The sequence below is a fragment of the Jiangella muralis genome (assembly GCF_001270745.1).
GTDB lineage: Bacteria > Actinomycetota > Actinomycetes > Jiangellales > Jiangellaceae > Jiangella > Jiangella muralis.
The window spans coordinates 358,343-385,205 of sequence record NZ_KQ434751.1 but is presented as its reverse complement, the minus strand read 5'-3'; the positions used below and the strand labels follow the sequence as shown (position 1 = coordinate 385,205).

The window sequence follows — 26,863 nt, the reverse complement described above, 5'->3', positions numbered from 1 at the left end:
CGAAGGGTTTCCCGTGTCCGACCGTGAGAGCCGCTCATGATGCTGGCCCTGATCGCCGCGCATTTCGTCGCCGCGGCGCTGGCGCCTGCCCTGGTGGCCTGGCTGCGCCGCAAGGCGCTGCTGGTGCTGGCCGCCGTACCCGCCGCCGGGTTCGTCTGGGCCGTCGCGATGACCGGCGAGGTCCGGCACGGCGGCGCCGTCGAGCAGCGGGTGCGCTGGGTCGAGTCGCTGGGGCTGGAGCTGTCGTTCCGGCTCACCACCCTCACCTGGGTGATGACGCTGCTGGTCACCGGCGTGGGTGCGCTGGTGCTGGCGTACTGCGCGTCCTACTTCCGCCGTGACGACGCCGGCCTGCCGCGGTTCGCGGGGCTGCTGACGGCGTTCGCGGCGGCCATGCTCGGCCTGGTGCTGGCCGATGACCTGCTGGTGCTGTACGTGTTCTGGGAGCTGACGACGGTCCTGTCGTACCTGCTCATCGGGCACAACCCGGAGCGTAAGGCGAACCGGCGCGCGGCCATGCAGGCGCTCATGGTGACGACGTTCGGCGGGCTGGCGATGCTGGTCGGCGTCATCGTCATCGGGCAGGCGGCCGGGAGTTACCAGATCTCGGAGGTGCTGGCGAACCCGCCCGGCGGCGACGCCGTCACCGTCGCCGTCGTGCTGGTGCTGATCGGGGCGGTGTCGAAGTCGGCGCTGATCCCGTTCCACTTCTGGCTGCCCGGCGCCATGGCCGCACCCACCCCCGTCAGCGCCTACCTGCACGCGGCCGCGATGGTGAAGGCCGGCGTGTACCTGGTCGCGCTGTTCGCGCCGGCGTTCGCCGGGCTGATGCCGTGGCGGCCGCTGCTGCTGACCCTGGGCGTGCTGACGATGCTGCTGGGCGGGTTGCGGGCGCTGCGGCAGACCGACCTCAAGCTGCTGCTGGCGTACGGGACGGTGAGCCAGCTCGGCTTCCTGATCGTGCTGGTCGGCGCCGGAACCCGGTCGGCGGCGATGGGCGGCGTCGCGATGCTGGTGGCGCACGCGCTGTTCAAGGCGACCCTGTTCCTGGTCGTCGGCCTGGTCGACCGCGCCACCGGCACCCGTGACCTGCGCGAGCTGTCCGGGCTGGGCCGCCGGCTGCCGCTGCTCCTGGTGACGTCGATCCTGGCGGCCGCGTCGATGGCGGCCATCCCGCCGCTGGCCGGGTTCGTCGCGAAGGAGACCGCGTACGCCGCCGCCCTCGACATCGCCGAGACCGGCGACGGCACCGGCATCGGGACGTTCGCCGGCTGGGCGCTGGTCGCCGGGCTGGCCGTCGGCTCGGCACTGACCGCGGCCTACAGCATCAGGTTCGTCTGGGGTGCGTTCGCCGTGAAGCCGGGCGTCGCGCCGATCGAGTCGTCCGCCTGCCGGTTCCCGACCGCGGCGTTCTCCGCCGCGCCGGTCGTCCTCGCGTTCGGCGGGCTGGCGCTGGGCTTCTTCGGCCCGGCCGAGACCGAGCTGCTGGAGCCGTACGCCGCGCTGTTCCCGGAGGGCGCGCACGAGCCGGAACTGGCGCTGTGGCACGGCGTCAACGCCGCGCTGCTGCTGTCGATCGCGTCGGTGCTGGTGGGCATCCTGTTGTTCCGCTGGCGCGACCGGGTCGACCGGGTCGAGGCGGCGCTGGCGCCGCGCACCGACGCCGAGGCGTCGTACCGGACGATCATGCGCGGCGTCGACCGGCTCGCCGTCGAGGTCACCGGCGCCACCCAGCGCGGTTCGCTGCCCAGCTACCTCGCCGTCATCTTCCTGGTGGTGGTCGTGGTGCCGGGCGGCGTGCTGATGGCGCAGCAGCTGTGGGCGGACGTCCCCGGCGTGCGGGCGTGGGACAGCGTCGGGCAGGCCGTCGTGGGCGCGATCATGATCACGTCGGCGATCATCGCCGCGCGGTCGCGGCGCCGGCTGAAGGCGGTGCTGCTGGCCGGCGGCACCGGCTATGGCATGGCGATGCTGTTCATCCTGCACGGCGCGCCCGACCTCGCGCTCACCCAGGTGCTGGTCGAGACCGTCACGCTGGTGATCTTCGTGCTGGTGCTGCGCCGGCTGCCGCCGTACTTCTCCGACCGGCCGCTGACGAAGTCGCGCTGGTGGCGGGTCGGGCTCGGCGTCGCCGTCGGCGTGGTGATGGCCGGGCTGGCGCTGGCCGCGTCCGGCGCGCGGACGGCCGAGCCGGTGTCCGAGGGGTTCGCCGAGCCGGCCGTGTCGTACGGCGGCGGCTACAACATCGTCAACGTCACGCTGGTCGACATCCGGGCGTGGGACACGATGGGCGAGATCTCCGTCCTTGTCGTCGCCGCGACCGGTGTGGCCAGCCTGATCTTCCTCATCACCGGCCGCACCGGGCGGTGGCGCCCCGACGACGCGATCGCCAGCGCGCCGACGCCCCCGACCGATCGCCGTCCGCACCGCAACCTGTGGCTGCGGGCCGGGCGCACCGTGGCGCCCGAGGGCCGCTCGATCCTGTTCGAGGTGGTCACCCGGCTGGCCTTCCACGTCGTCATCGTGTTCTCCATCTACCTGCTGTTCGTCGGGCACAACTCGCCCGGCGGCGGGTTCGCCGGCGGCCTGGTGGCCGGGCTGGCGCTGATGGTGCGCTACCTCGCCGGCGGCCGGCACGAGCTGAACGAGGCCGCGCCGGTCGACGCCGGCCTGGTGCTGGGCATCGGGCTGTTCATCGCCACCGGCAGCGGGCTGGTGCCGCTGGCCTTCGGCGGCGACGTGCTGCAGAGCGCCATCGTCGACTTCTCGCTGCCGCTGGTGGGTGAGGTGCACTTCGTGACGTCGCTGTTCTTCGACATCGGCGTCTACCTCGTCGTCGTCGGGCTGATGCTCGACGTACTGCGCAGCCTCGGCGGCGGCATCGACAAGCAGGCCGGCGACGACGCCGACGCCGGCGAGTCCATCGAGTCCGCGGAGGGGGTGCGATGAGCCCGAACCTGGTCCTGATCGTCGTGGTCGGCGTGCTGTTCGCCGCCGGCGTGTACCTGCTGCTCGAGCGCAGCCTGACCCGCGTGCTGGTCGGCGTCATCCTCATCGGCAACGGCGTCAACACGCTGTTCCTGGTGGCGTCCGGGCCGGCCGGGCGAGCCCCGATCGTCGGCCTCAACGACGTCGACGACATGAGCGACCCGTTGCCTCAGGCGCTGGTGCTCACCGCCATCGTCATCACCCTCGGGGTGACGGCGTTCCTGCTGGCCATGGCCTACCGGGCCTGGCAGCTCAACGGCAACGACGAGGTCCAGGACGACGTCGAGGACGCCTCGATCCGCCGCCGCGCCGATCGTGACGAGGTGTCGTCCAGTTACGACGACAGCGCCGGCGGCACGATGGACGAGGAAGGCGCCGATGACCCGTCCGCCGAGGGCGAGCCGGCCGGCGTCGGACCGGAGGGGGAGCGCTGATGGACGCCTCCGCACTGGTTCCGCTGCCCGTCGTGCTGCCGCTGTTCGGCGCCGGGCTGGCGCTCGCGCTGGGCCGTTCGGCCCGGGCGCAGCGCGTGGTCAGCGTCGTCGTCCTCACCCTCGTAGTGGGCATCGCGGCCGTCCTGCTGGCCCGCGCCGACGCCGACGGCCCGCAGGTCATGCACGTGGGCGGCTGGCCCGCCCCGATCGGGATCTCGCTGGTCGCCGACCGGCTGTCCGCGCTGATGCTGCTGGTGTCGGTGGTCGTGGCGCTGTGCGTCATGCTGTACTCGCTGAGCCAGGGCCTGGTGGAGTACGGGCCCGACACGCCCCTGTCGATCTACCATCCGACCTTCCTGATCCTGGTCGCGGGCGTGTCCAACGCGTTCCTGTCCGGCGACCTGTTCAACCTGTACGTCGGCTTCGAGATCCTGCTGGCCGCGTCGTACGTGCTGCTCACGCTGGGCGGCACGGCCGACCGGATCCGGGCCGGCAGCACCTACGTCGTCGTCAGCCTCGCCTCGTCGATCGTGTTCCTGACGGCGCTGGCGCTCGTGTACGCCGCCACCGGCACCGTCAGCCTGGCCCAGCTGGCCGTGCGGCTGGACGAGTTGCCGTCCGGGGTGGCGTTGATGCTGCAGCTGATGCTGCTGACGGCGTTCGCCATCAAGGCGGCGGTGTTCCCGCTGTCGGCGTGGCTGCCGGACAGCTACCCGACCGCGCCGGCGCCCGTCACCGCGGTGTTCGCCGGGCTGCTGACGAAGGTCGGCGTCTACGCGATCATCCGGACGCAGACGTTGCTGTTCCCCGATAGCCCGCTGTCGGACCTGCTGCTGTGGGCGGCGCTGCTGACCATGGTGATCGGCATCCTCGGCGCCGTCGCGCAGGACGACCTCAAACGGATGCTGTCGTTCACGCTGGTCAGCCATATCGGCTACATGGTCTTCGGAGTGGCCCTGGCCAGCGACGACGGCCTGTCCGGCGCCATCTACTACGTCGTGCACCACATCGTCATCCAGACCAACCTGTTCCTCGTCGCCGGGCTGATCGAGCGGCGCGGCGGCAGCACGTCGCTGGAACGGCTCGGCGGGCTGGCGCGGCTGTCGCCGGTGCTGGCGCTGCTGTTCTTCGTCCCGGCGATGAACCTGGCCGGCATCCCGCCGTTCTCCGGGTTCCTCGGCAAGCTGGGGCTCATGCAGGCCGGCGTCGACAACGGCAGCTGGCTGGCGTACGCGCTGGTTGCCGGCAGCGTCGTCACCAGCCTGCTGACGCTGTACGCCATGGCGAAGGCGTGGAACCGGGCGTTCTGGCAGCCGCCGTTGCCGGAGACGGACGAGGAGGCGGAGGCCGTCGCCAGCGGGGCGACGACGGACCTGCACGGCAAGCCGGTGCGGACCGACACGCGGCGGGTCTCCGGCAAGGTGGCCAAGGTCGCCATGCGGGCCGGGATGGCCGGGCCGGCCGCCGTCCTGCTCGTCGTCGGCGTCGCGCTGACGGTGTTCGCCGGGCCGCTGTTCGGCCTCACCGACCGCGCCGCCGCCGACCTGCGTGAACGCACCCCGTACATCGAGGCCGTACTGCCGGGAGGTGCACCGTGACCAGCGAAGCGTCCGACGACCTGCCCGGCGACGTGCCGTCGCGGCGCACCGGCGTGCAGTGGCCGATGCTGATCGGGCTGACCGCCGTCTGGGTGCTGCTGTGGGGCGGCCTGACGGTGACGAACGTGCTGTCCGGGCTGGTCGTCGCCGTCATCGTCACCCTGGTGTTCCCGCTGCCGCCGATCGTGTTCGGCGGGAAGCTGCGGGTGCGCGGGCTGGTCGTGCTGATCGGCTGGTTCGTGGTCGAGCTGTTCGTGGCCAGCGCGCAGGTCGTGGCGCAGGCGCTGCGGCCCGGGAAGCAGCCGCTGAACGCCGTCATCGAGGTCGACCTGCGCAGCCACTCCGACCTCTACCTGACGCTCACCGCCGAGCTGCTGTCGCTCGTCCCCGGCAGCCTGGTGGTCGAGGCCCGCCGGTCGACGTCGACGCTGTTCCTGCACGTCCTCGGCGTGCGTGACGCGGACGACGTCGAGGTGGCGCGGCGGCGGGCGCTGCGGCAGGAGGAGCGGGTCATGCTGGCGCTGGCGTCCGACGAGGAACTGGCCGCGTACCGGGCCGACGTGGAGGCGAGCCGATGACCGTCGTGATCTGGGTGTGTGCCGCCATGCTGAGCGTCGCCGCCGTCCTGGTGCTGACGCGGATGGCCGTCGGCCCGACCATGCTCAACCGGGTGGTCGCGATGGACGTGCTGATCGCGATCGTCGTGGCCGGCCTCGGCCTGGAGGCGGCGCTGAACCGGCACGCCACCACGCTGCCGATCCTGGTCGTGCTGTCGCTGGTCGGCTTCGTCGGCTCGGTCAGCGTCGCCCGCTTCGCCGCCCACGACGACAAGGGGGAGGGCTCGTGACCTGGTTCGACGTCGTGTCCGCGGTCTGTCTGCTGGCGGGGTGCGTGCTCTCGCTGGTCGCCGCGATCGGCCTGATCCGGTTCCCGGACCTGCTCAGCCGCATGCACGCCGGCACGAAGCCGCAGGTGCTCGGCCTGCTGCTGATCCTCGTCGGCGTCGGGCTGCGGCTGCGCGACTGGAGCGAGGTCGGCATGCTGCTGGCCGTCGCGATGTTCCAGCTGATGACCGCCCCGGTGGCGGCGCACATGGTCGGCCGGGCCGCCTACCGGCGCGGCGCCGTCCGTCGCGACACCCTGCTCGTCGACGAGCTGACGCCGGCGCTGGAGGCGGAGTCGGGCTCGGGGGATCAGAGCGGACGGGAGTAGTAGCGCACCGACTTGTCCCGGTCGACCAGCGCGGCGGAGCCGACCGGCGTGAACCCCATGGACGTGTGCAGCGCGTCGGAGGCCGGGTTCGGCGGGTCGAGGTTGACCTCGGCGCACAGCAGCGACTGGCCCTCGGCGCGGGCCGCCGCGATGACGTCCTCGTAGAGCGCCCTGGCCAGCCCCTGGCCGCGGGCGGCCGGTGCCACCACGACCCGGTCGATGTAGGCGAAGCGCGGATGGCGGGCCTTGAACCAGTCGAAGTTCTGGCTGGACCGGACGGTGTCCTGGTCGAACGCGACGACCATGGCGTCGAGGTCGCCGGTGACGCGGACCCGCCAGGCCACCTTCAGCAGCTCGCGGAACTCGTCGGCGGTCAGCTCGGACAGCTCGAGCGCGTGGTCGTTGTTCAGCCGCAGCAGGGCGGCCTCGTCGGTGGCGGCTGGGGCGCGGAAGGTGTGCGGCACGGTTCGAGGGTAGAGGACGACGCCGCGCCGACCGGCGACTAGGCGTGCTGCGTGAGGCGCCCGGTGTCGACGTCGTAGAGGAAGCCGCCGACGGGGACGTGCGGCGGGAGGAAGGGCCAGGACCGGATGCGCTGCACGTCCTCGCCGAGGGTCGCCTTCTGGTCGGCGATCAGGTGGAAGTCGAGGCTGCGGACGTCGATGCCGGACGACTGCTCGATGGCCGCGACCACCTCGCCGGCCGTCGCGCTGGCCATCTTGCACCTCGTGTGCGCCACCACCATGATCCGCGTGACGCCCAGCAGGTGCGTCGCCAGCGCGAGGGTGCGCAGCACGTCCGTCGTGACGCGGGCGCCGGCGTTGCGCATGATCTTGGCGTCGCCGGGCTTCAGCCCGAGCATGTCCAGCGGCTCGATGCGGGAGTCCATGCACGTGACGACGGCCAGCCCGCGCGCGGCGACCGGCTCGAGGCCGGCCAGGGCGAACCGGGCCGCGTAGTCGTCGTTGCCGGCCAGGACGTCGGCGAACTCCTCGGACTGCATCGGGCTCCTCTCACTGCGGGACGGGGACATCGGCACGGTACGCGATGGGGGTGCCGGGCGGCTTGCCGCACGACTCCGGGCGGGGCGGCTGCTGCTCCTCGGCCCGGACGGCGACCGTCCAGCTCCGCCCGTCCCCGTGCGCGACGACGGTGTGCCAGGCGCCGTCGCCGACCGGCGTCACCGCCGGGACGAGCAGGTCGTCCAGGCCGGTGTCGCCGAGCTGACGGCGGACGGCGGCCTCGGCGGCCTGGCCGGGCCGGGAGAACGTGCTCCGCCCGCGGTAGCCGTCAGGGAGGAACCGGCCGTCGCGCGCGGACTCGACGAGCAGCAGCGCCTGCTTGTCGTCCAGCCGCCCGTACGCGACGCCGTGCGGCAGCAGCACCGCCGTCGGCGCGAAGCGGTGCCCGCCGAGGTGCGTCGTCTCCCAGACCCGGCCGAGCACGTCGTCGCGCAGGCCGGCGACCAGCGCCCGGCCCTTGACCGCGCAGCACAGGTCGCGGCGGCCGTTCGTGCAGACCAGCAGCAGCGGTTCCGCTTCCGGCCGGAAGCCGGGCAGGCCGGCGGGCGCACCCGACCCCAGCGCCGCGAAGTCCAGGGAGAGCAGGACGGACGGGTCGGGCAGCCAGCCGCCGAGCAGGAACGTCGCGCCCGGCGTCGTCCCGGCCAGCCAGACGCGGTGCGCGGCGGGATAGCGGGTGTCGGGGTGCCGCCGCGGCCGCCGGACCAGCGCGACCCGCCCGCCGTGGGCGCCGGCCGCCGCGTCCAGCGCCGCACCCACCGCGGGGTCGAGGTGCGACTGCGTCAGCGCCTTCGCGCCCCACGGCCCGGGCTGCTCGACGACCAGCCACCAGGACGCGACGGGCGCCGTTCCGGCCAGCGGCTCGGCCAGCTCACGGCCGAGGTCCGAGCAGAGGGTCACGACTCCACGGTACGGGCCCGGTGGCGTAGCAGCAGCATGGCACCCAGCGCGGCCGCCGCCGCGCACACGGCCGCGCCGGTGAACGTCGCCTGCAACTGCTCGACGATCGCGTGCCGGACGGCGTCGTCGTACGGGTCGCAGTCGGTGGGGGAGTCGGGGCACAGGACGGCCGGTGACTCGATGCCCGCCTGGACGGAGTACAGCCGCCGCAGCCCGATCGCGGTCAGCGCGGACAGCCCGGCCAGCATGCCGATCATCCGCGCGACGACGAGCAGCGCGCTCGCCACGCCGTGCGTCTCGCGCGGGGTCGCCGCCAGCAGCGCCGCGTTCACCGGCGCGATGGCCAGCCCGAACCCGAGCCCGGCCACCACCAGCACCGCGTCGTCCAGCACGCCGTCCAGCGAACCGACGCCCCACGTCGCCATCACGGCCAGCCCGGCCGTGCCCAGCGCCATCCCGGACCCGGCCAGCAGCGCCGGGCCGTACCGGCGCAGCAGCCAGCCGCCGGCCAGCGCGCCGATCGGCAGCGCCACCAGGAACCGCAGCAGCACCAGCGCCGCGTCCAGCTGGTCGGCGCCGTCGAGGACGGTGCGGGCCAGGATCGGGACGTCGACGACGACGGAGACCAGCGCCGCGCCGACGAACAGGCTCACGACCAGCGCGCCCCACGCGGGCCGGGCCCGGACGGCGGACGGCGGGACGAGCGGCGCGGCGGCCCGGCGCTGCCGCCAGGCGAACGCCGCCAGCGCGACCGCCGACCCGGCCAGCAGCCACGGCCCGGACGGCGCCATCAGCTCGACCGCGGGGTCGGCGACGGCGAACGTCAGTACGATCCCGCCGAGCGCGACGCCGAGCAGCAGCGCGCCGGGGAGGTCGGCCGCCCGCAGGACGGCGGGGGCGCGGCGCAGCGGCAGCAGCGGCCGGCGCGCCGTCAGCTCCCGCGCGACGAACCCCACGAGCAGCACGAACGCGGCCAGCGCCAGCGGCGTCGTCCAGTCCCGGCCGTCGGAGCGCGGCACCAGCAGCTCGCCCCACCGGACGCTCTGCTCCAGCGACGACGGGCGGGTGACGGCGACGCCGGCGCAGGCCAGCGCGCCCAGCCCGAGCACCAGGCCGATGACGTCGAACCGCCCGGCGCGGCGGACGGACTCGGCGTCGGCGCCGGTGTCGGGACCCCGGCCGCGCCCGGCCGCCGTCCCCACGAACAGCGCCGCGCCGATGGCGAAGTTCACCCAGAAGATCGCCCGCCAGTCCGCCACCGCGAGGATCGCCGCGCCGAACAGCGGCCCGAGCACCGACCCCAGCTCCTGCACGGCCCCGACCAGCCCGAGCGGCACGCCGCGCCGCTCCGGCGGCCACAGGTCGGCGACCAGCGCCAGCGTCACCGGGACCAGCGCCCCGCCGCCCGCGCCCTGCAGGAACCGGCCGACGATCGCGCCCGCCACGCCGTCGGCCGACGCCGTCAGCAGCGACCCGGCGGTGAACACCAGCAGCGCGCCGGTCAGCACCGGCAGCCGCCCGGTGACGTCCGACACCCGCCCGACCAGCGGCAGCACGACCACGTAGCCGAGCAGGAACATCGAGACCAGGGGAGCGGCGCGCTGGAGCTCGTCGGCGTCCAGCCCGACGCCCACCATCATGTCCGGCAGTGCCAGGACGATGACGTAGGTGTCGGCGGCGGCCAGCAGGACGCCGACGACTCCGAGAGCGAGGGCGGCGCGGCCGGTCCGGTCAGCTGTCTGGAGCACTGATCTCGGCGGGCTCGTCGTACTTCTCGAGGCGGACGGTGTACGTCTGCTCGTCGCCGCCGTCGTAGAACGGGCCGGTCAGCGTGGCCTGGCGCAGCTGGCCGGTCTCGGTGTCGAGCGCCCACACGGCTTTGACGTCGGCGGACGGGTCGGCGATGGTGAGCACCTCGCCGACCAGCTCGCCCGGCAGCACGGACTCGACCTGGTCGTAGACGTCGCCGTCGACGCGGACCTGCTCGCCGGCGGTGATCTCGGTGCCGGACGTCAGCAGCTGGCTGACGCCGTGGTCGGGGTCGATCAGCAGGCCGGGGTCGCCGAACCCGAGCTCCTCGGCGTTCACTTCTTCGAACCCGCTGGTCAGCGGCAGTTGCGCCCACAGCTTGCCGTCGACGGAGACGACCTCGATGGTGGCCGGCAGCGCGCCGGCCCGGATGCGGATCTCGCCCTCGAACGACGACGGCGGCACCGCGACGCCCTCGCCGCCGACGACGACCGTGCCGTCGTCGGGGAGGTCGTCGCCCTCGAGCACGAACGTGACGCTGGACGCCTCGTTGAGGAGGTCGGCGGCGGTCTCGAGCTGCGCCTGCGGGTCGTCGTCCGGCGTGCTCCCGCCGCCGCCGTCGCCGTCGTCGCTGCACGCGGTCAGGGCCAGCGCGGCGGCGACGAGCGCGGCGGGCAGCATGCGGCGGGCGGTGTGGCGCATGGCGGCAGTCTGCCAGCCTTTTCGCGCCCTGTGACCCACGACACCCGGCCTGGACATCGACTGCTCTCCTCCCGTTCGGTGCGCGGCCACGATGCGTGGTCGCGGCTGTGAATTCGCTGAGAGTCGCCATACTTACGATACGGGACTGTTGCGTATCGCGGGAGATGGGTCTACGGTCGAGCCGACCACCGATACGGAACGTCACCGTATCGAAAGATCGGAAGCAGGGAAGGACCCGCCATCGTGGACCCAGCGACGATCCACAACCGGCGATGGAGCATCCTCGGCGTCCTCGTCGTGAGTCTGCTCGTCGTCGTGCTCGACAACACGGTGCTCAACGTCGCGCTCCGCACCATTCAGGACGATCTCTCGGCCACCCAGAGCGAGCTGGAGTGGGCGATCAACTCCTACACCCTCGTCTTCGCCGGACTGCTGTTCACGTTCGGCCTGCTCGGCGACCGGTTCGGCCGCCGGCGCATGCTCATGCTCGGTCTGCTGCTGTTCGGCATCGCGTCGGCGGTCTCCGCCTACGCGTCGTCGCCGGAGCAGCTGATCGCGGCCCGCGCCTTCATGGGCGTCGGCGCGGCCGCCGTCATGCCGTCCACGCTCGCGATCATCACCCAGGTCTTCGAACCGGAGGAACGCGGCCGGGCCATCGGCATCTGGGTCGCGTCCGTCGGCATCTCCATCGTGCTCGGGCCGGTGCTCGGCGGCGCGCTGCTGGAGCGGTTCTGGTGGGGGTCGGTGTTCCTCATCAACGTGCCGGTCGTGGTGGTCGGGCTGGTGCTGATCGCCTGGCTCGTCCCGGAGTCGCGCAACCCCGTGCCCGGCCGGCTGGATCCAGGCGGCGTGCTGCTGTCGATCGTCGGCCTGACCCTGCTCGTCTACGGCATCATCGAGGGCGGCGAACGGGCCACCGTCACCGACCCGCTGGTCTGGGGGTCGACGCTGGGCGGGCTGGCCGTGCTGGGGCTGTTCGTCTGGTACGAGCGCCGGTCGGACCACCCGGCGCTGGACGTCGGGCTGTTCCGCAACCCGGTGTTCTCCGCGTCGGTAACGACGATCGGGCTGGTCTTCTTCGCCATGCTCGGGACGTTCTTCTTCATGACGTTCTACCTGCAGATCGTCCGCGGGTTCACGCCGCTGGAGGCCGGCCTGATGTTCCTGCCGTTCGCCGTCGCGCAGACGGTGTTCGCGACGCTCTCGTCGACGGCGGTGCAACGGTGGGGCATCCGGGCCGTGACGGCGACCGGTCTGACGCTGGTCGCGGTGAGCCTGGTCGCGATGGGGTTCATCGACGAGACCACGCCGCTGTGGTACCTGCTCGCCGCGTTCTTCGTCCAGGGCGCCGGCATCGCCAACGTCATGCCGCCCGCCACGACCGCCGTCATGGCCGCCGTCCCGCGTGAGAAGGCCGGCGTCGGCTCCGCCGTCAACAACACGATGCGCCAGGTCGGCGGCGCCCTGGGCGTCGCCATCCTCGGCGCGGTGCTGTCGGCGCGGTACCGGTCCGGCGTGGAGGACGCGGCCGGCGTGCTGCCCGCGAACATCCGGCACGCGGCCGCGGAATCGCTCGGCACCACCATGCAGGCGGCCGAGCGGGCCGGCGTCGTCGCGCAGGTCCGCGGTCCGGCGTTCGACGCCTTCCTCAGCGGCGTGCACTGGGTAGCCTTCTTGGGAGCCGCGGTCGCGGCGCTGAGCGTCCTCGTCGTCACGGTGTTCCTGCCGGGCCGGTCGGGGCGCCCCGCGCCGTCACCGCCGGGGGCTCCGGATGCGCCGGAGCCACAGACAGTGAGGACGTGACCTGACATGACGGAGATCGCCCGTGTGGAGCGGCGCAGCGGGCGGCCGCGCAGCGAGGGCGCCGACCGGGCGATCATCGACGCGACCCTCGACCTGCTCGCGGAGTCCGGCATCGCCGGCACCACCATCGAGGGCATCGCCGCCCGGGCCGGCGTCGGCAAGACCACCATCTACCGGCGGTGGAAGGGCCTCGAGAGCGTCATCTGCGACGCCGTCGCCGAACTCAAGGGCCCGCCGCCGACGCTGCCCGGCACCTCCCTCCGCGACGATCTGCTGGCGCTGGCCGAGGCGGCGGCGCGCGGCCGCGAGTCGGCCCGCGACCGCAAGGTGTACGCGTGCTTCATCGGCGAGATGGCCCGCTACCCGGCGCTCGACGCCCAGTACCGCGAGTCGGTCATCGGCCCGCGGCGGGCGCTCACCCAGGCCGCCCTGCAGCGCGCCATCGAACGCGGCGAACTGCGGGACGACCTCGACCTCGACCTCCTGGCCGAGATCGTCACCGCGCCGACGCTGCACTGGATGCTGCACAACCCCGACCGCATCCCCACCCGTGAGCTGCTGGAGCAGTTCGTCGACGGCGCGCTGCACGGGGTCGGGCGGCAGTAGGCCTACCCCAGTTCCAGCGTCCCCTGCTCGCCGTCGACGACGGGCTCGTCGGCCGGCGGCGGCTGTGGGTCGTCGCCGCCGGTGAGGGGTCCGGCGACCGCGGCGATCGGCTGCGCCACGGCGACCCCGGAGCCGTCGCGGCGACCGGTCGCGGGAGGCAGCTCGATCGGCACCCCGCTCGCGGCCGCGGCCCGGGGCGGCGCCGTGCCGGCCCACGAGAGCAGCAGCGTGTCCTCGCCCTTGAGGAACCGGTGGCAGCGCACGCCGCCGGTCGCGCGGCCCTTCGCGGGGTACTCCGAGTAGGGGGTGACCTTGACCGCGCCCGGCTGGGTGCCCGGCAGCGCCGTCGACGAACCGGAGACGGTGACGACGGCGCCGGCGCGGGCGGCGTCGACCGCGCCGAAGAACGTCGCCTTCGCGCCGGACGACAGCTTGATGCCGGCGATGCCCCCGCCCGCCCGGCCCTGCGGCCGCACCGCCGACGCGGGGAAGCGCAGCAGTTGCGCGTCGGAGCTGACGAACACGAGGTCTTCGTCGCCGGTGCGCAGCTCGACGGCGCCGATGACGCGGTCGCCGTCGTCGAGGCGGATGACGTCGTAGGCGTCCTTGCCGGGGTGGTCCGGGACGAGGCGTTTGACGACGCCGCGCTCGGTCCCCAGCGCCAGGCCGGGGGAGTCGGCCGCGAACGTCGTCAGGGCCAGCGCCCGCTCTCCGGCGTCGAGCTCGATGAACTCCTTCAGCGCCGCGCCGCCGGCCAGCGTCAGTGCCGCGGTCGGTGGCAGCGACGGCAGGTCGAGCACGGACAGCCGCAGCACCCGCCCGGCCGACGTGACGATGCCGACGTCGCCGCGCGCCGTGGCCGCCGCCACCGACACGATGACGTCGTGCTTGGACCGCTTGTCGCCGTAGAGCAGCGGTTCCTCGCCGGCCGTCCGCGCCAGCAGCCCGGACGACGACAGCAGCACCTGGCAGGGGTCGTCGGCGATCTCCAGCGACGCGGCGCCGGCCCGGGTGGTGACGGCGCCGGACTCTTCCAGCAGGACGGTGCGCCGCGGCGTCGCGTGCGCGGCGGCGATCTCGGCCAGTTCGTCGGACACCGCCTGGCGCAGCATGCTCTCGTTCTCCAGCAGCGCCGTCAGCTCGGCGATGGTGCGCCGCAGCTCCTCGCCCTCCTTCTCCAGCTCCAGCCGGTCGTAGCGGGTGAGCCGACGCAGTGGGGTGTCGAGGATGTAGCGGGCCTGGATGTCGGACAGGTCGAAGACGGCCATCAGCCGCTCGCGGGCCGCGGACGCGTCGTCGGAGGACCGGATGACCGCGATGACCTCGTCGATGTCGAGCAGCGCGATCATCAGGCCGTCGACGAGGTGCAGCCGGTCGGCCGCCTTGGTACGGCGGAACTCGCTGCGCCGCCGCACGACGGACAGCCGGTGCGCGATGAAGACCTCGAGCAGCTCCTTGAGGCCCAGCGTGCGCGGCTGGCCGTCGACCAGCGCGACGTTGTTGATGGAGAAGGAGTCCTCCAGCGGGGTGAGGCGGTACAGCTCCGCCAGCACCGCCTCGGGCACGAAGCCGCTCTTCAGTTCGATGACGAGGCGCAGCGCCGTGTTGCGGTCGGTGTAGTCGACGACGTCGGCGACGCCCTGCAGCTTCTTGTTGCGGACCAGCTCGACGATGCGCTCGCGGACCCGCTCCGGGCCGACCATGTAGGGCAGCTCGGTGATGACGATGCCTTTGCGGCGGGCGGTGATGTTCTCGATGCGGGCGGTCGCGCGGGTCTTGAACGCGCCCCGGCCGCTCTCGTACGCCTCGCGGACGCCGTCGAGCCCGATGATGCGCCCGCCGCTGGGGAGGTCGGGCCCGGGGACGAAGCGCATGAGGTCGTCGAGGCTTGCCTCGGGATGCGTCAGCAGGTGCCGGGTGGCGTCGATGACCTCGCCGAGGTTGTGCGGCGCCATGTTCGTCGCCATGCCGACGGCGATGCCGGTGGCGCCGTTGACCAGCAGGTTCGGGAACGCCGCCGGAAGCACCTCGGGCTGCTCGAACTGGCCGTCGTAGTTCGGCACCATGTCGACGACGTTCTCGTCGAGCGAGCGGACCAGCAGCATGGCGGGCTCGCTCATGCGGCACTCGGTGTACCGGTAGGCGGCCGGGCCGGCGTCGAGCGAGCCGAAGTTGCCGTGCCCGTCGACCAGCGGCACCCGCATGGCCCACGGCTGCGCCATGCGCACGAGGGTGTCGTAGATGGCGCCGTCACCGTGCGGGTGCAGCTTGCCCATCACGTCGCCGACGACGCGGCCGCACTTCACGTGCGGGCGGTCGGGGCGCAGGCCCATCTCGTTCATCTGGAACAGGATCCGGCGCTGCACCGGCTTCAGCCCGTCGCGGGCGTCCGGGATGGCGCGGGAGTAGATGACCGAATAGGCGTACTCGAGGAAGCTGCCCCGCATCTCCTCCGAGACGTCGACGTCGAGGATGACTTCCTCGAAGTCCTCGGGCGGGGGTGTCGTGGTCCGGCGTGCCATGCCGTCCATTCTCGCCCCCCGAGGGCCGTGCTCCGTGCAGCGACCCGCGCGCAGGTCAGGACGACATCTCGATCGAGAGGGCGAAGATGGCCGCCACGGAGGGCACGACGACGAGGGTGGCGGCGAGGACGGGGTAGCGTTCGAGCAGGCCGACGGCGTGCGGGTAGCGGCGGGCGAGGGCCCGCGCCGAGGCCAGCCGGCCCAGCTTGTGCGTCTCGACGCCGAGGGTGGCCATGAGCCGGCGCATGTCGTCCTCGACCCAGCGGGCGCCGGTCATCCGGGCGACCCGCTTGCCGCCGCGGTCGAGCACGTAGAGGTGGGCCATGCTGCGGCTGTTCTGGTGGCTGCGGGGCAGCGCCGCGGTGACGATCGACCCGACGGCGTCGCGGGGGACCCGGCGGGTGCGCAGCAGGCCGGTCACGGCCAGCTCGGACGGCGTGACGGTGATGGCGGCGCGCCGGAACCACGCCGGCCCGATGCTCGACGCCACCGCGATGACGCCCAGGGACACGGCGGCGCCGAACCCGCCGCCGCGCACGAGCAGCGCCGCCAGCAGGACGACGACCGGCAGCAACGACCACTTGACGGTGCTCAGGTAGCGACGCAGCGACGGCCGCAGCACGAGCGCGGCTCCGGGCAGGGGTCCGGGCATGGCCACGATCGTACGGTCAGAGCCCGGCGAGGAGGGCACCCCCGACCACCGCGATGACGGCGAAGCCCGCGATGCAGATCAGGATGACACCGACCGGGTGCCGCTCGATCCACCCGGCGGCGCCGGGCTGTGCCCGGGCCAGCCGGGCGCCGGTGACCGGGTCGTCCGGGCCGCCGATGGGCAGTTCGAGGTGCTCGACCAGGCGGTCGAGGTCGTCCTGCGCGTAGAGGGCGCCGTTGATGCGCATCAGCACCCGGCCCTGGGCGTCGAGGAGGAAGACGGTGCGGGCGGCCGCCCCGGGCCGCAGCAGCGTGGCCAGCACCACCGAGGCGGCGTCCGCGCGGTCGTGGCGGCGTTGGCCGAACAGTCCGCGCACGGTGATCTCGCCCGGAGCGGCGACGATGCGGGAGAGCCACAGGTGGGCGGCGACGGTGACGATCACCAGCGCGGCGAGCGCGATGCCGGTGATCAGCGCGGGCCGGCCGCCGGCGAGCGCGCCGGCGATGACGAGGACGACCGCGATGACGGCGCCGGTCGAGAGGAGCTGCCGCCGCGGCCCGGGCGCCGGCCGGAGGACGAGTGGGGTGGACACGGCTCCCGACCCTAGGTCACGGCGGTGGCTCAGACCGACAGGAGCGCGCTGATGACGACCGCGATGACGATGACGGCGGCGACGAACCCGCACCCCACCGCGAACGAGAACGAGTACGGCCGCCGCTCCGACAGCCGCACGAGGCCGGGCGTCTCGCGGTCGAGCTGCGCACCGGTCATCGGCCGGTCGTGGACGATGGTGGGCCGGCCGAGCCGCTCGATCAGCTCGTCGAGGTCGTAGTCCTCGTAGTGGGTGACGTTGAACCGGAACAGCACGTCCTGCGCGGGACCGCCGAGCAGGAACAGCGTCGGCACCACCGGGCCGCGCGGCGGCACCAGCGTCGCCCGCACGATGCTCGTCACGTCGGCCAGCGGCTGCCGCCGGGTGCCGAGCAGGCCGGTGACGGCGATCTCCGCAGGCGTGAGGACGATCCGCGACCGCCGCAGGTACACGTATCCGAGGGCGAGACCGACGGCGCAGAGGGACAGCACGATCAGCAGCCCGACGACGCCGCCGAGGGCAACCGTCACCAGGGCGAAGACCGAGTAGACGATGACGGCGGTCACCATGACGGTGCGCCGACGACGCTTCGACGGCCGCAGGACGAGTTCCGTCATCCCCAGAACCCTAGGACACGGCCTCCGGCGCGCCGATGGTGGCTCTGGCGGACGGCAGCGTGACGACGAACCGGGCGCCCGGCCCGGCGTCCTCGACGACCACCGTGCCGCCGTGCGCGACGACGATCTCGCGGGCGATCGCCAGCCCCAGGCCGGTGCCGCCGGCGTCGCGGTCGCGGGCGTCGTCGAGGCGGGCGAAGCGTTCGAAGATGCGGTCGCGGTCGGCCGGGCGGACGCCGGCGCCGTCGTCGGCCACGGCCACCCGCGCCGTGCCGCCGTCGGCCGACACCGACACCGTGACCTGCGACGACGCGTGCCGGACGGCGTTGTCGACCAGGTTGCGCAGCACCCGGGACAGGGAGTCGCGGTGGCCGCGGGTGAAGGCGTCGCCGGCGGAGTCGACGCGCACCCCCACCCGGTCGTCGCGCACGCCCTCGGTCACTTCGAGGGCGAGTTCGCCGAGGTCGACCAGGTCGTCGCGCCGGACCGGGCGCGGGTTGTCGAGGTGCGCGAGCACCAGCAGGTCGTCGACCAGCCGGGCCATGCGCTGCACCTCGACCAGCGCCTCGCGGGCGGTCTCGTGCGGGTCGACGGCGTCGGGGTGCGCGAGCGTGACCTCCAGTTCGGTGCGCAGCGCCGCGATGGGGCTGCGCAGTTCGTGGGCGGCGTCGGCGACGAACGCGCGCTGCCGGCCCGCGGCGGCGTCGAGGCGGCGGAGCATGTCGTTGAGCGTCGTCGCGAGCCGGCTCAGCTCGTCGCCGCCGGCCGGGACCGGCAGCCGGTGCCCGCCGCCGGCGCCGCTGATCTCCTCGGCGCCGCCGCGCAGCCGGTCGACCGGGCGCAGCGCGCGGACGATGACCAGCCAGCTCAGCACCCCCAGCGCCGCCGTGATGGCGAGGCCGCCGCCGAACACGCCGATCTTCGCGAACCGGACGCTGCGCTGCTGCTCTTCCAGCGACACGGCGACGATGACGGTGCGCGGGTCGCCCGCGGTGTCGGTGACGATGCCGACGATGCGCAGCGGCTCGGGCTGGCCGAGCCTGGTGCCGTCGATGTCGATGGCCTCGCCGGACCGGACGGCGGCGAGGTCGTCGCCCGCGACCACCGGGGTGAGGCGGTCGCCGCCGGGGGTGGAGGCGACGACGCGGTCGTCGGCGTCGAGCACCTGCGCGACGGCGACGCCGAAGCCGGGCAGCGGGTCGGGCAGCCGGCCGGACTCGACCAGGGCCGCGATGTCGTCGCCCTGCCGCCGCGCGGTCTCGTCGAGCGCGCCGAGCAGCGCGCGGTCCATCGCGATGAGCAGCAGCACGCCGCCGATGGCCAGGCCGACCGCCGACATCGCGGTGGCTGCCACGGTGAGCCGGGCCCGCAGGCTCAACCGGCCGAAGACGGCCATGTCAGCCGCCGTCGCCGCTCAGCCGGTAGCCGGCGCCGCGCACCGTCTGCAGCGCGGCCCGGCCGAACGGGGTGTCGATCTTGCGCCGCAGGTAGCCGACGTAGACCTCGACGACGTTCGGGTCGCCGTCGTAGTGGGCGTCCCAGACGTGTTCGAGGATGTCGCGCTTGGAGACGACCTCGTCGGCGCGGCGCATGAGGTATTCGAGCACGCCGAACTCGCGCGGCGTCAGCGTGACGCCGGTGTCGCCGCGGCGCACCGTCTTCGCGCCCGGGTCGAGCTCGAGGTCGCCGGCGGCCAGGACCACGGGCCGGGCCGGCGCGCCCCGGCGCAGCAGCGCCCGCAGCCGGGCGACCAGCACGACGTAGGAGAACGGCTTGGTGAGGTAGTCGTCGGCGCCGACGTCGAGGCCGTCGGCCTGGTCGTACTCGCCGTCCTTGGCCGACAGCATGAGGATGGGCACCCAGTTGCCCTCGGCCCGCAGCGCCTGGCAGATGCGGTAGCCCGACAGCGACGGCAGCATGATGTCGAGGACGATGACGTCGTAGGTGTGCTCGCGGGCCAGGTGCAGGCCGTCGAGGCCGTCGTGGGCCAGCTCGACCGAGAACCCCTCGGCCGACAGCCCGCGATGCAGGGCGCGGGCCAGCCCGCGCTCGTCCTCGACCACCAGCACCCGCATGCCGTCAAGCATGCCCTGCTCGCCGCGGCTGCCGCCGGGGTCTCTCAGGGATCTCACAGCGACCGCGAGGCACAGTGGAGGTCATCGGGGCGAACCCCCGGCCCGGGCACACCCTGAAACGCACCGAATTCTCCAGGAGCAGACATGCCGAACTCCCTTCTCAGCACCCCGGCGAGGCGGTGGGCGACCGGGGCCACGGTCGCCACCGTGATCGTGGGCGCGGCCGTGGCCGGCCCGCTGATCGCCGGCGCCGATTCCGACCTTCCCGACCGCACGGCCGCCGAACTGCTGGTCGACCTCGCGTCCCTCGACGTCGGGCCGTTCGCCGGCACCGTCGTGCAGTCCGCCGACGTCGGCCTGCCGGAACTGCCGGCCTCCGACACCACGTCGCTGCCGACGGCCGCGCTGTCGCTGCTCGACGGGTCGTCCACGGCCCGCATCTGGTACTCCGACGGCGACACCTACCGGTTCGCGCTGCAGGACGACCAGAACGAGTCCGACCTCATCCGCGACGGCCAGGATCTCTGGTTCTGGAGCAGCGAAGGCGCCCGCGCGTCGCACCTGACCGTTCCCGAAGGCGCCGAGGGCGACGACGGCGGCAACCCGTTCGGCGGTGAGGGCCCGTTCGGCGGTGAGGGCATGCCGGAGGACATGCCGGCGAACGTCCCGACGGCGGCCGCGTCGATGGCGCTGGCCATGATCGAGCCGTCCACCCAGATCGACGTCGACGGCACCGCCACCGTGGCCGGCCGCTCGGCGTACGAGCTGGTGCTGCGGCCGAAGGACGACCAGTCGCTGATCGGCTCCATCCGGCTGGCCATCGACGGCGAGACGTCCATGCCGCTGCGGGTGCAGATCGTCGCCAAGGACGCCAGCGAGCCGTCGTTCGAGGTCGGCTTCACCTCCATCTCCTTCGACGAGCCCGAGGCGTCGACGTACGAGTTCGCCCCGCCGCCCGGCACCACCGTCGAGGAGATCCAGCCCGACGAGCTCGACGACGCCGCCGCGCAGCACCACCCGGAGCACGGCGACATGGACCACTCCGACCTGTCCGTCGTGGGCTCGGGCTGGAGCAGCGTCGTCGTCATGCGCGGCGTCGACCTCGACGAGGTGACGTCGCACCTCGAGGGCGAGGCCGCCACCCTGGCCGCCGACTTCGTCGCCCAGCTCCAGGACGTCAGCGGCCCGTACGGCACCGGCCGGGCGCTGACCAGCGACCTGTTCTCCGTCCTCCTCCTCGACGACGGCCGCATGCTGGCCGGCGCCGTGTCGCTGGACGTGCTCGAAGAGGCCGCTCAGGACCCCGCCGCCGCGCTGTAACGGCGGGTCGTCCCCACCCGAGGCCGCCGCGGTCCCCGACCGCGGCGGCCTCCGCCTGTCCAGGTGTCTTCCGGGCCGAGCGCAGACGTTGCCGATGATCAGGTGATCTCCTCGGCACTTCGTGCCCATGCCCCGGAAACGTGGGCTGCCTAAGTTGCCTCCAACGTGTCCGCATGGGTGACCTGGATCACCCGCCCGCGTGAGGAGGCCCTCGTGGCGCTCGGCTGGAAGGTGGTCTACGACGGCAAGACACCGCCACCGGGGGCGGTGGTGCGGCCGGACGAGCGGTTGTCGTGGGGGCGGACGGTCGGCCTCGGCGCGCAGCACGTGGTCGCGATGTTCGGCGCGACGTTCGTGTTCCCGCTGATCATGGGGCTGAATCCGCAGCTGGCCATCATGATGAGCGGCCTCGCGACGATCTGCTTCCTGCTCATCGTCAAGGGCGTGGTGCCGAGCTATCTGGGCACCAGCGCGTCCTTCGTCGGCGGCGTGGTCGCGATCCGCGAGCAGGGCGGCGACTCCGCCGACGTCACCGGGGCGATCCTGGTGGCCGGCGTCGTGCTGGCGCTGTGCGGCGTGCTGATCCACTACCTGGGCTCCGGCGTCCTGTACAAGGTGCTGCCGCCGGTGGTGACCGGCGCCGTCGTCATGCTCATCGGCTTCAACCTGGCGCCGGTGGTGGCGAACGTCTACTGGCCGCAGGACCAGTGGATCGCGCTCATCGTGATGTTCGCCGTCATCCTGATGGCGGTCGGGCTGCGCGGGTTCCTCGGCCGCATCGCGATCTTCGTCGGCCTGGTGTTCGGGTACGCGCTGTCGTGGCTGTTCGACCGGATCTTCGGCCAGATCACCTCGCCCGACGGCACCGGCGCGGTGACCACCCACGACCGGGTGAACTTCGACGGCGTCCGCGAGGCCGACTGGCTGGGCTTCCCCAAGGAGACGTTCGTGAACGCGCAGGGCGCCGAGGTCGCCGGCTGGCACCTGCCCAGCTTCAGCGTGACGTTCATCCTGCTGGTGCTGCCCGCCGTCATCGCGCTGATCGCGGAGAACACCGGCCACGTCAAGGCGGTCGCGGAGATGACCGGCAAGGACCTCGACCCGGTCATGGGCAAGGCGATCGCCGCCGACGGCGTCGGCACGGTCATCGCGACCTCCGTCGGCGGCTCGCCGACCACGACGTACGCCGAGAACATCGGCGTCATGGCCGCGACCCGGGTGTACTCGACGGCGGCGTATTACGTGGCGGCGCTGGTCGCGATCCTGTTCGGGTTCTCGCCGAAGTTCGGCGCGCTGATCGCGGCGACGCCGGGCGGCGTGCTCGGCGGCATCACCGTCGTGCTGTACGGCATGATCGGCCTGCTCGGCGCCCGCATCTGGATCGAGAACCGGGTCGACTTCTCGAACCCGATCAACCTGGTGCCGGTGTCGGCCGGCATCATCATCGCGATCGGCGACACGTCGCTGGAGATCACCGACGACTTCGTGCTGTCCGGCATCGCGCTGGGGACCATCGTGACGGTCGTCGCCTACCACCTGGCCCGCGCCGTCGCGCCGCCGCACCTGCGTGATGGCGGCGCCGTGCTCACCGTCGGGCCGCCGGGCGTCCACGAGATGGACGAGGAGCCTCCGAGCGAAACGCCGCCCATCGAGAGAGGATGATGCTGTGAAGCCAGCGGGGTTCACCTACCACCGACCGGCCACCGTCGACGACGCCGTCGCGGTGCTGGCCGAGGTGAGCCCTGCCGGCAAGGTGCTGGCCGGCGGCCAGAGCCTGGTCCCGCTGCTGAACATGCGGCTGGCCGAGCCCGAACACGTCGTCGACATCAACCGGCTGTCCGAGCTGGCGTACGTGCGGGCCGACGGCGACGCCGTCCGGGTCGGCGCGCTGGCCCGGCACGCCGACGTCGAGCGCGACGCCGCCGCGTACGCCGTCCTGCCGCTGCTGCGCGAGACGCTGGGGTACGTCGCGCACCCGACCATCCGCAACCGCGGCACGACGGTGGGCAGCATCGCGCACGCCGACCCGGCCGGCGAGCTGACGGCGGTGCTGGCGCTGCTCGGCGGGACGGTGACGCTGCGGCGGGCGGGCGGGGAGCGCACGGTCGCGGCCGCCGACTTCTTCACCGGACCGATGTCGACCTGCGCCGACGCCGGCGAACTGGTCACCTCCGCGACGTTCCCGGTGCCGGAGGGCCGCACCGGGGCCGTCTGGACGGAGGTGGCCCGGCGGCACGGCGACTACGCCGTCTGCGGGACCGGAGTGGTGGTGACACTTGACGACGACCTGCGGGTCGCCGGTGCCAGAGCGGCCTACGTCTCGATGGGCCCCGAGCCGGTGCTGCTCGACCTCACCGACGCCGTCGCGGGCGCCCCGTTCGACGACGCCGACTGGCCGGCGGCCGGACGCCTGGCCGCCGGCCGGCTGGAGCCGGACGACGACATCCACGCGACCGCCGCCTACCGGACCCGGCTGGCCGAGGTGCTGACGGCGCGGGCGCTGCGGGCGGCGGCCGGCCGGCCGAGCGTGGTCGCATGAGCGAAGCGATGTACGAGGTCAGCCTCGTGGTCAACGGCGTGCCGCGGTCGGCGACGGTGCCGGCCCGGCGGCTGCTGTCGGACTTCCTGCGCCACGATCTCGAGCTGACCGGCACCCACGTCGGCTGCGAGCACGGCGTCTGCGGCGCCTGCACGGTGCTGGTCGACGGCCGGCCGATCCGGTCGTGCCTGCAGTTCGCCGTCACCGTCGACGGCGCCGAGGTCACCACGGTCGAGGGCTGCACGCGCGCCGACGGCGAGCTGGGCCACGTCCAGCAGGCGTTCCGCGACTGCCACGGCCTGCAGTGCGGCTTCTGCACACCCGGCTTCGTCACGACGATCACCGCCTACCTGGAGGAGAACCCGGCGCCGACGGAGGACGAGGCGCGCGAGGCGATCGTCGGCAACCTGTGCCGCTGCACCGGCTACCAGAACATCGTCGCGTCGGTCCTGCGCGCCGCCGAGCTGCGGGCGGAGGAGGTGAACCGATGACGACGAGGTCGTTCGGCGAGCCGATCGCCCGGCTCGAGGACCCGCGGCTGCTGAAGGGGGAGGGCCGGTTCCTCGACGACATCGGGCACCGCGCGCTGGCCGCGGCGTTCGTCCGCAGCCCGCACGCGCACGCTCGCATCGTCGACATCGACGTCACCGATGCGGTCGGCGTCGACGGCCTGGTCGCCGTCTACACGCACGACGACCTCGACGGCCGGGCCGGCGAGGCGCTGCCGGTGCTGATCCCGCACGAGACGCTGACGCACGGCCGCACCGGCTTCGCGCTGGCGAAGGACGAGGTCAACCACGTCGGCGAGCCGATCGTCATGGTCGTCGCCACCGACCGGTACCTCGCCGAGGACGCCTGCGCCCGCATCCGGGTCGAGTACGACTTCCTGCCGCCGGTGGTGGGCATCGAGGCGGCCCGCGACGCCGGCCTGCTCGTCCACGACGACGTCCCCGGCAACGTCTCGGCGCACATGGTGCAGTCCCGCGGCGACGTCGAGGCCGCGCTGGCTGCCGCCCCGAACGTCCTCGACCTGGACCTCGACATCGAGCGCAGCGCGTCCACCCCGCTGGAGGGCAAGGGCGTGCACGCGCGCTGGGACGCCGACGACGCCAGCCTGCGCGTCTACACGTCGACCCAGGCGTCGACGTCGGTGCGGGCGGCGCTGGCCGCGCGGCTGGAGCTGCCGCTGGACCGCGTCGAGGTCATCGCGCCCGACGTCGGCGGCGGGTTCGGCGTGAAGATCGTGCACCCGTGGCCGGAGGAGGTGCTGGTGCCGTGGGCGGCGATCCGGCTCGGCCGCGAGGTCAAGTGGACCGAGGACCGCCGCGAGCACTTCGTCGGCGCCGCCCACGAGCGCGGCCAGCTGCAGCACGTCCGCGTGGGCTTCGACGACGAGGGACGGCTGCTCGGCCTCGACGTCACCGTCTGGCACGACAACGGCGCCTACACGCCGTACGGCATCATCGTCCCGATCATCACGACGACGCAGCTGCTCGGGCCGTACAAGCCGGACGCCTATCGGGCGGAGTTCTTCAGCCTCTACACCAACACCGTGCCGGTGACGCCGTATCGCGGCGCCGGGCGTCCCCAGGGCTGCTTCGCGATGGAGCGCACGATGGACGCCATCGCTGCCCACCTCGGGCTGGACCGCACGGTGGTGCGCGAGCGCAACTTCATCCGGCCCGACGAGATGCCCTACGACCAAGGCCTGATCTTCCAGGACGGCCGGCCGCTGGTGTACGACTCCGGCGACTACCCGGCGACGCTGGAGAAGCTGAAGAAGCTGGTCGGCTGGGAGGAGTTCGCGGCGTTCCGGGACGAGGCGCGGGCGGCCGGGCGGCGGGTCGGCATCGGCATCGCCTGCTACGTCGAGGGCACCGGCGTCGGCCCGTACGAGGGCGGCTGGGTGAAGGTCGAGACCGACGGCTCGGTGGTCGCGGCGACCGGGCTGACCACCCAGGGCCAGGGCCACAAGACGGCGTTCGCGCAGGTCGTGGCGTCGGAGCTGGGTGTCCCCGTCGACCGCGTCGCCGTCACGACCGGCGACACCCGGCGGTTCGGGTACGCCGTCGGGACGTTCGCCTCGCGGGCCGCCGTCATGAGCGGCAACGCGCTGGCCGCGGCCGCGCGGAAGGTGCGTGACAAGGCGCTGCGCATCGCCGGCGAGGCGCTGGAGGCCGACCCGCGCGACCTCGAGATCGTCGACGGCGTCGTCCGCGTCATCGGCTCGCCCGGCGGCGCTCCGGGCGCGTCGATCCCGCTCGCGACCGTCGCCGTCCTGGCCAACCCGCTGCGCTACGCGTTCGACCGCGAGGCCGAGCGGGCCACCCAGTTCGGCGGACCCGTCGACTTCTCCAAGCCGCCGGTCGCCGAGGGCGAATCGCCCGGCCTGGAGGACACCGGGTTCTACTCGCCGCCGCGCTCGACCTTCGCCAACGGCATGCACGCGGCGATCGTCGAGACCGACCCGGAGACCGCCGAGATCACCATCCTGCGCTACTGCGTCGTACACGACTGCGGCACGCTGATCAACCCGCGCATCGTCGAGGGCCAGATCCACGGCGGCGTCGCCCAGGGCGTCGGGGGAGCGCTGTACGAGCGGATGGTCTACGACGGCGCCGGCCAGCTGCTGAACGCGTCGTTCATGGACTTCCTGATGCCGTACTCCACCGAGGTGCCGGTCATCGAGACCGACCACCTGGAGACGCCGTCGCCGCTGAACCCGCTCGGCATCAAGGGCGCGGGCGAGGCCGGCGTGATCCCCGGCTCCGCCGTCCTCGCGTCGGCGATCTCCGACGCGGAGGGGTTCGCGATCACGCGGATGCCGATCTCGCCGTCGGACCTGTTCTCACTCCGTCTGGCTCGGGAGTCGCGATGAAGGTGACCGGAACCGCCGTCCTGCACGCCCCGCGGGCCGACGTGTGGAAGGCGCTCAACGATCCGGCCGTCCTGGTGCGGACCATCCCCGGCTGCCAGCGGCTGGAGCCGGCCGGGCCGGACCAGTACCGCATGACGGTCTCGGCCGGCGTCGGGACGATCAAGGGCAGCTACGCCGGTGACGTGCGGCTGCACTCGCAGCAGGAGCCGGCCTCGTTCGTCATGACGGCGTCCGGTGCGGGCGCGCCGGGGACGGTGAGCGCGGACGTCCAGGTCACACTGGCCGAGTCCGGCGACGGCACGACCCGGCTGGACTACGACGCCGACGCCATCGTCGGCGGCATGATCGGCGGCGTCGGGCAGCGGATGCTGGCCGGGGTCGCGAAGAAGACGGCCGGCGAGTTCTTCGCCGCCGTCGACGACGTGCTCACCGGGGCCGCGCCGGAGGTGGCCGCGGGGGCGCCGATCTCGCCGGCCGCGGGGGCTCCGGGCGTGTACGAGGCCCCGCCCCGCGTCGCCGTCGCCGCCTCGGCCGACTTCACCCGCGGCATCCTGGTCGGCGCCGCCGTCGCCCTTGCCGGCGTCGCCCTCGGCGGCTGGCTGTCCGGCCGGTCGCGCCCCGGCCCGTCTGGCGCATGATGGAGGGACCGGAACG

The 26,863-nt window shown here is 73.3% G+C and carries 25 protein-coding genes; 14 read left to right on the top strand and 11 right to left on the bottom strand.

Annotated features, from left to right (window positions below):
* The first annotated feature begins 39 nt into the window (after positions 1-39).
* The 6 genes from ACW62_RS01740 to mnhG are packed head-to-tail and all read left to right on the top strand — an operon-like array spanning position 40 to position 6,232.
* The gene (locus ACW62_RS01740; protein WP_053202577.1) at positions 40-2,949 is read left to right on the top strand and encodes a Na+/H+ antiporter subunit A; all 2,910 of its coding nucleotides are present in this window, start codon (positions 40-42) and stop codon (positions 2,947-2,949) included.
* Positions 2,946-3,422 (top strand): Na(+)/H(+) antiporter subunit C, encoded by a 477-nt coding sequence (locus ACW62_RS01735; protein ID WP_053202342.1) that lies wholly within the window; start codon positions 2,946-2,948, stop codon positions 3,420-3,422. Before ACW62_RS01740 ends, ACW62_RS01735 begins: the two co-directional genes overlap by 4 nt.
* On the top strand, positions 3,422-5,020 hold the full coding sequence (locus ACW62_RS01730; RefSeq protein ID WP_053202341.1) for a Na+/H+ antiporter subunit D: 1,599 nt from the start codon (positions 3,422-3,424) through the stop codon (positions 5,018-5,020). Before ACW62_RS01735 ends, ACW62_RS01730 begins: the two co-directional genes overlap by 1 nt.
* Positions 5,017-5,598: a Na+/H+ antiporter subunit E gene (locus ACW62_RS01725; RefSeq protein WP_205629075.1), complete on the top strand. Its 582-nt coding sequence runs from the start codon at positions 5,017-5,019 to the stop codon at positions 5,596-5,598. Before ACW62_RS01730 ends, ACW62_RS01725 begins: the two co-directional genes overlap by 4 nt.
* The gene (locus ACW62_RS01720; RefSeq protein WP_046769471.1) at positions 5,595-5,867 is read left to right on the top strand and encodes an MrpF/PhaF family protein; all 273 of its coding nucleotides are present in this window, start codon (positions 5,595-5,597) and stop codon (positions 5,865-5,867) included. Before ACW62_RS01725 ends, ACW62_RS01720 begins: the two co-directional genes overlap by 4 nt.
* A complete protein-coding gene (mnhG, locus tag ACW62_RS01715) occupies positions 5,864-6,232 on the top strand; it encodes a monovalent cation/H(+) antiporter subunit G (protein WP_053202340.1) in 369 nt (122 codons plus the stop codon). Before ACW62_RS01720 ends, mnhG begins: the two co-directional genes overlap by 4 nt.
* Here mnhG and ACW62_RS01710 read toward each other — a convergent pair.
* Genes ACW62_RS01710 through ACW62_RS01690 form a run of 5 tightly spaced genes read right to left on the bottom strand, consistent with a single transcriptional unit; the run spans position 6,214 to position 10,605 of the window.
* A complete protein-coding gene (locus ACW62_RS01710; protein ID WP_053202339.1) occupies positions 6,214-6,696 on the bottom strand; it encodes a GNAT family N-acetyltransferase in 483 nt (160 codons plus the stop codon). The genes mnhG and ACW62_RS01710 overlap by 19 nt on opposite strands.
* Positions 6,697-6,734: 38 nt before the next feature.
* Positions 6,735-7,235: a beta-class carbonic anhydrase gene (locus ACW62_RS01705; RefSeq protein WP_205629074.1), complete on the bottom strand. Its 501-nt coding sequence runs from the start codon at positions 7,233-7,235 to the stop codon at positions 6,735-6,737.
* A 10-nt stretch (positions 7,236-7,245) separates the two neighbouring features.
* Positions 7,246-8,154 carry a sucrase ferredoxin gene (locus tag ACW62_RS01700; RefSeq protein ID WP_053202338.1) on the bottom strand — a complete coding sequence of 303 codons (909 nt, stop codon included), beginning with the start codon at positions 8,152-8,154 and terminating at the stop codon, positions 7,246-7,248.
* Entirely contained in the window at positions 8,151-9,902 is a 1,752-nt protein-coding gene (locus ACW62_RS01695) for an MFS transporter (protein ID WP_053202337.1), read from the bottom strand. Before ACW62_RS01695 ends, ACW62_RS01700 begins: the two co-directional genes overlap by 4 nt.
* A complete protein-coding gene (locus tag ACW62_RS01690; RefSeq protein WP_053202336.1) occupies positions 9,886-10,605 on the bottom strand; it encodes an LppX_LprAFG lipoprotein in 720 nt (239 codons plus the stop codon). The genes ACW62_RS01695 and ACW62_RS01690 overlap by 17 nt, the downstream gene beginning before the upstream one ends.
* Before the next feature lie 243 nt (positions 10,606-10,848).
* On the opposite strand from ACW62_RS01690, the gene ACW62_RS01685 reads away from it, so the two are divergent.
* Together ACW62_RS01685 and ACW62_RS01680 are read left to right on the top strand one after the other, a co-directional pair.
* On the top strand, positions 10,849-12,408 hold the full coding sequence (locus ACW62_RS01685; RefSeq protein WP_053202335.1) for an MFS transporter: 1,560 nt from the start codon (positions 10,849-10,851) through the stop codon (positions 12,406-12,408).
* Between the two features lie 6 nt (positions 12,409-12,414).
* Positions 12,415-13,014, top strand: a complete 600-nt coding sequence (locus tag ACW62_RS01680; RefSeq protein ID WP_053202334.1) for a TetR/AcrR family transcriptional regulator — start codon at positions 12,415-12,417, stop codon at positions 13,012-13,014.
* A 2-nt stretch (positions 13,015-13,016) separates the two neighbouring features.
* Here ACW62_RS01680 and ACW62_RS01675 read toward each other — a convergent pair whose 3' ends face one another.
* The 6 genes from ACW62_RS01675 to ACW62_RS01650 are packed head-to-tail and all read right to left on the bottom strand — an operon-like array spanning position 13,017 to position 19,472.
* Positions 13,017-15,536, bottom strand: coding sequence for a DNA gyrase/topoisomerase IV subunit A (locus ACW62_RS01675; RefSeq protein ID WP_083459109.1), 2,520 nt, complete (start codon positions 15,534-15,536; stop codon positions 13,017-13,019).
* 55 nt (positions 15,537-15,591) lie between these two features.
* Positions 15,592-16,188, bottom strand: a complete 597-nt coding sequence (locus ACW62_RS01670) for a hypothetical protein (RefSeq protein ID WP_053202332.1) — start codon at positions 16,186-16,188, stop codon at positions 15,592-15,594.
* A gap of 16 nt (positions 16,189-16,204) precedes the next feature.
* Positions 16,205-16,780, bottom strand: coding sequence for a hypothetical protein (locus tag ACW62_RS01665; RefSeq protein WP_053202331.1), 576 nt, complete (start codon positions 16,778-16,780; stop codon positions 16,205-16,207).
* Positions 16,781-16,809: 29 nt separating this feature from the next.
* The gene (locus tag ACW62_RS01660; protein ID WP_053202330.1) at positions 16,810-17,397 is read right to left on the bottom strand and encodes a hypothetical protein; all 588 of its coding nucleotides are present in this window, start codon (positions 17,395-17,397) and stop codon (positions 16,810-16,812) included.
* Between the two features lie 10 nt (positions 17,398-17,407).
* Positions 17,408-18,793 carry a sensor histidine kinase gene (locus ACW62_RS01655; RefSeq protein ID WP_053202329.1) on the bottom strand — a complete coding sequence of 462 codons (1,386 nt, stop codon included), beginning with the start codon at positions 18,791-18,793 and terminating at the stop codon, positions 17,408-17,410.
* Between the two features lies 1 nt (position 18,794).
* A complete protein-coding gene (locus ACW62_RS01650; protein WP_053202328.1) occupies positions 18,795-19,472 on the bottom strand; it encodes a response regulator transcription factor in 678 nt (225 codons plus the stop codon).
* A 144-nt stretch (positions 19,473-19,616) separates the two neighbouring features.
* On the opposite strand from ACW62_RS01650, the gene ACW62_RS01645 reads away from it, so the two are divergent.
* The 6 genes from ACW62_RS01645 to ACW62_RS01620 all read left to right on the top strand — a co-directional run bounded on the left by ACW62_RS01645 (position 19,617) and on the right by ACW62_RS01620 (position 26,847).
* Positions 19,617-20,792 (top strand): LolA family protein, encoded by a 1,176-nt coding sequence (locus tag ACW62_RS01645; protein WP_053202327.1) that lies wholly within the window; start codon positions 19,617-19,619, stop codon positions 20,790-20,792.
* Positions 20,793-21,005: 213 nt separating this feature from the next.
* A complete protein-coding gene (locus tag ACW62_RS01640) occupies positions 21,006-22,454 on the top strand; it encodes a uracil-xanthine permease family protein (RefSeq protein ID WP_083459108.1) in 1,449 nt (482 codons plus the stop codon).
* A gap of 4 nt (positions 22,455-22,458) precedes the next feature.
* Entirely contained in the window at positions 22,459-23,331 is an 873-nt protein-coding gene (locus ACW62_RS01635) for an FAD binding domain-containing protein (RefSeq protein ID WP_053202326.1), read from the top strand.
* Positions 23,328-23,822, top strand: a complete 495-nt coding sequence (locus tag ACW62_RS01630; RefSeq protein ID WP_053202325.1) for a (2Fe-2S)-binding protein — start codon at positions 23,328-23,330, stop codon at positions 23,820-23,822. Before ACW62_RS01635 ends, ACW62_RS01630 begins: the two co-directional genes overlap by 4 nt.
* On the top strand, positions 23,819-26,209 hold the full coding sequence (gene cutA / locus ACW62_RS01625) for an aerobic carbon-monoxide dehydrogenase large subunit (RefSeq protein ID WP_053202324.1): 2,391 nt from the start codon (positions 23,819-23,821) through the stop codon (positions 26,207-26,209). Before ACW62_RS01630 ends, cutA begins: the two co-directional genes overlap by 4 nt.
* Entirely contained in the window at positions 26,206-26,847 is a 642-nt protein-coding gene (locus tag ACW62_RS01620) for an SRPBCC family protein (protein ID WP_053202323.1), read from the top strand. The genes cutA and ACW62_RS01620 overlap by 4 nt, the downstream gene beginning before the upstream one ends.
* Positions 26,848-26,863 lie beyond the last annotated feature (16 nt).